The organism is Cobetia sp. (assembly GCF_983723665.1).
The window spans coordinates 1-7,003 of the sequence record NZ_CFDJES010000025.1 but is presented as its reverse complement, the minus strand read 5'-3'; the positions used below and the strand labels follow the sequence as shown (position 1 = coordinate 7,003).

Here is a 7,003-nt window from a genome sequence, read left to right as displayed (position 1 = left end):
GCGTACAGGGCCGGGGAGTTCATCATTCAGACACTTCGATCTGATAACTTATTCAGAATTTGCGCATATTGATGCACCATCACTGCCCTGGCCTCACCTGACTTGTGCACGCACCTTGCGTGAGGCGAGGCATGTGCACGCCTGCGGGCATGGCAAGCGAATTGCATTGTCTTGCATCCCCCTCGATGACGTTCAGAATGCTGCTCACATGGCAACAATCTGTTGCAACAGGGTGCGCAATAACTGCACAAAACAACCATACAGTCGCCTCGCCATTCCGATAGAATAGCGGGCTAAATATCTTCCTCATCATGACATCGTTGCTTTGACCTGCCGCGCCTGCGGTGAGTCACAATGTGGCGATAGTGACGCACTTCAGCCCCTGAATTTCGTAAAGGACGCTCCATGGCCCCGACTTCCCCCAGTCAATCCCGCTTGCAGAGACACCCATTGGCTTTCAATGCCCGCCGCCTCGGCCTGCTTCCGGCAAGCCTGCTGCTGGTCGGTGCCCTGCTGGCCGGCTGTAGCGGCGACAAGGAGGAGGCTGGCCAAAGCTCCGCCGCAGGCGCCAGCCAGGCCGCTCAGGTCGATGTCGTCACCGTCACTGCCCAGGATGTACCGCTCACCACCGAACTTCCGGGCCGCACGCGTGCCTATCAGATCGCGGAAGTGCGTCCGCAGGTCGGCGGCATCATCGAATCGCGCGACTTCACCGAAGGCAGTGACGTCGAGGAAGGTCAGGTGCTCTATCACATCGATTCGCGCACCTATCGCGCCGATGTCGAGAGCGCCAAGGCAAGCCTGGCGCGTGCCGAGGCGAGCCTCAACACCTCGAGCCTCAAGGCCAAGCGCTACAAGAACCTCGTCGCGCGTAAGATGGTCAGCCAGCAGGATTATGACGATGCCGTGGCCACCGTCGGCGAAGACCGTGCCGATGTCGCCTCGGCCAAGGCCGCGGTATCCAGCGCGCAGATCAACCTGGATTACACCAAGGTCACCTCACCGATCAGTGGTCGTATCGGCAAGTCCAGCGTCACCAAGGGCGCACTGGTCACGGCCAGTCAGGAAACCAGCCTGGCCACCGTCCAGCAGCTGGACCCCATCTATGTCGACCTGACCCAGTCCGCCACCGAGGTGCTGCGTCTCAAGCGTGAGCTGGGCGAGAATCGCGATGCCGCCACCGCCCCGGTCCAGACGGAAGTCGAGCTGGTGATGGAAGACGGCAGCGTCTATGGCGCCAAGGGCAAGCTGCAGTTCGCGGATGTCACTGTCGACCAGGGGACCGGCATGGTCACGCTGCGCGCACTGTTCCCCAACGAAGATGAGCTGCTGTTGCCGGGCATGTTCGTGCGTGCCCGCCTGACCGAAGCCGTCGCCAAGGATGCCATCCTGATTCCGCAGAAGGCCGTGAGCCGTGACAGCACGGGCCAGGCCAGCGTGATGACGGTCAATGCCGAGAACAAGGTCGAGGCCAAGCAGGTCGTGATCGGTCAGGCCATCGACAATCAGTGGCTGGTGACCAGCGGCCTCGACAGCAATGACAAGGTCATCGTCAGCGGTCTGCAGAAGATCAAGCCGGGTGCCACGGTCGAGATCGCCTCGGACGAGACAGGCACTGACCAGAACGCCGCATCTCAGTCGCGGACTGCTGCCAGCAGCGACTCCTCGGAAAGTGAACAGGCCAAGACCGGCGATAGCCAGTAAGCCTGCCCCCGCTTTTCGCGCCACTGTCGCCAGTCAGACGAGAGACGCTTCTCGTGTGACTGGCGACCGTCCCGAACGACGTTCCAGGAGCCTCAAACGTCATGGCCAGATTCTTCATCGATCGCCCTATCTTTGCCTGGGTGCTCGCCATCATCGTGATGCTGGGGGGTATCTTCAGTATCCTCAAGCTACCGATCGAGCAGTACCCCTCGCTGGCCCCTACCAGCATCACCATTCAGGCCACCTACTCCGGTGCCTCCGCCCAGACGGTGGAAGACACGGTGACCCAGGTCATCGAGCAGCAGATGAACGGCATCGACAATCTGCTGTACATGAGCTCGACCTCGGACTCCCAGGGCAACGCCAGCATCGAGCTGAGCTTTGATACCGGCACCGACCCCGACATCGCCCAGGTTCAGGTACAGAACAAGCTGCAGCTGGCCACTCCGCGCCTGCCGCAATCCGTACAAAACCAAGGTGTCTCGGTCACCAAGTCCTCCGGCAGCTTCCTGATGGTCGCGGCCTTCGTCTCTGACGATGGCAGCATGACCAAGCAGCAATTGACCGACTATGTCGCCTCCGACATCCAGGATGAGGTCGCGCGTGTCCAGGGCGTCGGCGAGACCCAGCTATTCGGCGCGCCAGGGGCCATGCGTGTCTGGCTCGACCCGCAGAAGCTCAACAACTTCAAGCTGACCACCAGCGACGTCACCACGGCCATCAGCACGCAGAACAACCAGATCGCCTCGGGCCAGCTGGGCAATCTGCCGGCGGAAGAAGGCCAGCAGCTCAACGCCACCATCGTGGCGCAGACCCTGTTTGAAACGCCGGAGCAGTTCGGCAACATCCTGCTCAAGACCCAGGAAGATGGCTCTCAGGTCTATCTGCGTGACGTCGGTCGCGCCGAGAAAGGCGCCGAGACCTACAGCACCGTCAGCCGCTACAACGGCAAGCCTGCTGCAGGCCTGGGGATCAAGCTGGCCTCGGGCGCCAACGCGCTGGACACCGTCCAGGCCGTCAAGGACCGCCTCGATGAGCTGTCCGCCTACTTCCCGCCGGGCATGAGCGTCAAGGTTCCGTACGACACCTCGCCCTTCGTCAAGATTTCCATTGAAGAAGTGGTGATGACACTGCTGGAAGCCGTGGCACTGGTCTTCCTGGTGATGCTGCTGTTCCTGCAGAACTTCCGCGCCACCCTGATTCCGACCATCGCGGTGCCGGTCGTGCTGCTGGGCACCTTCGGGGTGCTGGAAGTGCTGGGCTTCTCCATCAATACCCTGACGATGTTCGCCATGGTGCTCGCCATCGGGCTATTGGTCGACGATGCGATCGTGGTGGTCGAAAACGTCGAGCGCGTCATGCACGAAGAGAAGCTCTCGCCACTGGAAGCGACTCGCAAGTCGATGGGCCAGATCACCGGCGCGCTGGTGGGTATCGGCCTGGTGCTGTCATCCGTGTTCATTCCGATGGCCTTCTTCCCCGGCACCACCGGCGCGATCTTCCGTCAGTTCTCGGTGACCATCGTCTCGGCGATGACGCTGTCCGTACTGGTGGCGTTGATCCTGACGCCGGCCCTGTGCGCCACCCTGCTCAAGCCGACCAAGGAGAAGACCACCGGCTTCTTCGGCCTCTTCAACCGGGTCTTCGATCGCTCCAACGCGCGCTACCAGAAAGGCGTTGGCGGCATGCTCAAGCGCACCGGTCGCTCGATGCTGGTCTATGCATTGATCGTCGTCGGCTGTGGCGTGGTGTTCACGCGCATCTCGACCGGCTTCCTGCCGGATGAGGATCAGGGCTATCTGTTCAATCAGGTCATCCTGCCGGTGGGCTCCACTCAGGAGCAGACGCTCGAGACGCTGGAAAAGGTCGAGCATCACTTCCTGGTCGATCAGGAAGATGCGGTTCAGGAAATGTTCGACGTCGCCGGCTTCAGCTTCGCCGGTCGCGGTCAGAACATGGGCCTGGCCTTCATCAACCTGAAGCCGTGGGATGAGCGCGAGCGCGATTCCTTCAGCGTGGTCAGTGAAGCACAGAGCTACTTCGGCACCTTGAAGGAAGCCCTGGTCTTCGCCATCAACCCGCCGCCGATCATGGAGCTGGGCAACGCCAGCGGCTTCGACATGATGCTGGTCGACCGTGGCGGCATCGGCCACAAGGCACTGACCGACGCGCGCAACCAGCTGCTGGGCATGGCGGGCCAGAACCCGGCCGTGACCGGCCTGCGCCCCAATGGTCTGGAAGACAGCCCGCAGTTCACGCTCAATATCGATGAACTCAAGGCGACGGCGATGGGCGTCTCGCTGTCAGAGGTCTACTCGACGCTTTCCACGGCGTGGGGCTCGACCTACGTCAATGACTTCCTCGACGAGGGTCGTACCAAGAAGGTCTATGTGCAGGCGGAAGCCAGTGCCCGCATGCAGCCGGAAGACCTCAAGAAGTGGTACGTCCGCAACACCTCCGGCGAGATGGTGCCGCTGAGCGCCTTCATCAACGGCGAGTGGACCTACGGGTCGCCGCAGCTGGAACGCTACAACGGCGTCTCCTCGATGGAACTGCTGGGACAGGCGGCACCGGGTTACTCCACCGGTGAGGCCATGCAGGCCATGGAAGAGATGGTCAGCCAGCTCAACAATGGCGTCGCGCTGGAATGGACCGGCATCTCGCTGCAGGAATCCCAGAGTGGCGGCATGGCACCGTATCTGTATGCCATCTCGCTGGTCTTCGTCTTCCTGTGTCTGGCCGCGCTGTATGAGAGCTGGAGCATTCCGTTCTCCGTCATGCTGGTGGTACCGCTGGGGGTGCTGGGTGCCCTGCTCGCCACCTGGATGCGCGGACTCGACAATGACGTCTACTTCCAGGTCGGCCTGGTGACGACCATCGGGCTCTCGGCCAAGAACGCGATCCTGATCGTCGAGTTCGCCAAGGACCTTGAAGTGCAAGGTCGCTCGCTGATCGATGCCACCATGGAAGCCGTGCGCATGCGTCTGCGCCCGATCCTGATGACCTCGCTGGCCTTCACCCTGGGTGCCGTGCCACTGGCCATCTCGACGGGTGCGGGTGCCGCCAGCCGTCACGCCATCGGCAACGGCGTGATCGGCGGGATGATCTCGGCCACGGTGCTGGCGATCTTCCTGGTGCCGGTCTGCTATGTGGTCGTGCGCCGCCTCTTCGGTGAGCCGAAGGACCTCAAGCGAGCCCACGAAGCGGCCCGCCAGGAGGATGACCTTGTCTGATCTCTGATCACGACAGAAGCCTCATTGCTGTCACATTGCGTGACGGCCCTGCACGCCGCCCTCTCCGGGCGGCGTGCCTGTTTGCAGCTTGGCAAAAACAGGCGCGCTCACGCGGCAAGCATTGAGTGCCATCAGCCTTTTGCGGCATCATGCTACTATCGAACACTGTTTGCCTGCGCAGGCCTGGTGCTTCCACAACTCCTATACCTTCGCAGGGCCGCGTGTGCATGGGGCCAGGCCGCTGACGGCGCATCCTCGAGAGCGCTGTCCCAAGAGCGCAGCCGCAGGCGTGGTCAAGCCGCGACTGACAACGCCTCTGCGCATGCCCCGAACACGCGCGGCACGGCGATACACCACCCGATCCCGCTGGAGCGACATGCCTCGTCCCCTTGCTGCCCTGCGCCGCTACACCCGGCGTACCTTTGAAACCCGTGATCCGCCGCAGGTGTTCGCGCCTGTCACGTCAGGCGTGTCACGGCGACGGATGCGTGCCTGCGAGTGCTGCGACCTCGTCGTGGCCCTGCCGGCGCTCAAGGCCGGCGAGCGCGCCCGCTGCCCGCGCTGCGATCATCTGTTCGCCCAGCGCCACGCCCATGCCGTGCAACGCACCCTGGCACTGGCGATGGCGTGCCTGGTGATGCTGGTGCTGACGCTGCCCTTCGAGTTCATCGCCTTTGCCACCAGTGGCATCTCGGCGAGCCTCAGCCTGATCGATACGCCCGCCGCCCTCACGGCCGAGTCCTATCCTTCCCTGGCCGTGCTGCTGATCCTGACCATCGTGATGCTGCCGGCGCTCTACCTGCTGGGCGTCATATACACCCATGCAGCCATCGGGCTGAAACTGCCCTTGCCGGGCATTCGCGGCATTGCGCGCACCCTGAGCCACCTGCGCCCATGGATGATGGCGGATGTGTTTCTGGTCGGCGTGATGGTGAGCCTGGTCAAGATCGCCGGCATGGCCGATATCAGTTTCGGCCCTTCCTTCTGGGCGTTCTGCGCCTTCGCCCTGCTGATGACCAAGACGCTGGCCAGCATCGATGGGGATCGCATGTGGTTCGCGCTGGCGGGCGAGCCAGCCGCCCCCAGCGGTACGCTGCCGGGCATCGGCGCCGCCTTGCAGGGACTGGCCAGTTGCCATAGCTGCGGCCTGATCAACGCCTGCGGCGAACGGGAGGCGCACACTCACTGCCGCCGCTGTGGCGACCCTGTCCATCAGCGCAAGACGCAGAGCCTGCAGCGTACCTGGGCGTGGCTGATCGCGGCGGCGATTCTGTACATCCCCGCCAATCTCTTCCCGATCATGACCACGGTCAGTCTCGGGGAGAATGACCCGCAGACGATCGCCGGTGGCATCGTGGTGCTCTGGTCACATGGTGACTGGCCCATCGCGATGGTCATCTTCATCGCCAGCATCCTGGTGCCGGCCTCGAAGATGATCGCCATCGCCTGGCTGTGCATCAGCGCCCAGCGCCCCGAGGTGCAGCATGCGCGGGCGCGGGTGACCCTGTACCGCATCACCGAATATGTCGGGCGCTGGTCGATGGTCGATGTCTTCGTGGTGGCGCTGCTGGCCGCGTTGATCCAGCTGGGCGCGCTGATTTCGGTCCACCCGGGGCCCGCGGCGCTGTCCTTTGCCTGCGTGGTGGTGCTGACGATGCTGTCGGCGTTGAGCTTCGACCCACGCCTTGTCTGGGACACCGAGACGGAGAAGACGATGATGGCGAACACGCTGTTCGGTGATCTGCCGCTGACGCCGCTGACGGGCTCCGCGTCTCTTGCTTCGTCCTCGCAGGCCACGCCTCCGTTCACGACGCCATTCACGCCCCCGAATGCCTCCCGCAATCCCCCTTCCGCTGCCGCCTCACAGGATGACTTATGAGTGATGATTCTCGCGCACGTCGTGAAAGTCGACGCCGCCTTTCGCCGATCTGGATAGTCCCGATCGTGGCCCTGCTGATCGGCGCCTGGATGGTGTGGCACAACTACGCCAGCCGTGGCCCGCTGATCACGATCGAAATGGAGACGGCGGAAGGTATCGAGGCGGGCAAGACCCTGATCAAGACCCG

The 7,003-nt window shown here is 63.1% G+C and carries 3 protein-coding genes and 1 pseudogene; all 4 read left to right on the top strand.

Features of this window, described 5'->3' with window-relative positions; all coding sequences use genetic code 11:
• Positions 1-405: 405 nt before the first annotated feature.
• Entirely contained in the window at positions 406-1,704 is a 1,299-nt protein-coding gene (locus AC4FAH_RS04330) for an efflux RND transporter periplasmic adaptor subunit (protein WP_288990431.1), read from the top strand.
• A gap of 101 nt (positions 1,705-1,805) precedes the next feature.
• Entirely contained in the window at positions 1,806-4,937 is a 3,132-nt protein-coding gene (locus tag AC4FAH_RS04325; protein ID WP_490245688.1) for an efflux RND transporter permease subunit, read from the top strand.
• Positions 4,938-5,313: 376 nt separating this feature from the next.
• Positions 5,314-6,816 (top strand): PqiA/YebS family transporter subunit, encoded by a 1,503-nt coding sequence (locus AC4FAH_RS04320; protein ID WP_490245687.1) that lies wholly within the window; start codon positions 5,314-5,316, stop codon positions 6,814-6,816.
• Positions 6,813-7,003: pseudogene (locus tag AC4FAH_RS04315) on the top strand (intermembrane transport protein PqiB); the annotation flags it as partial. The gene AC4FAH_RS04320 and the pseudogene AC4FAH_RS04315, both read left to right, overlap by 4 nt.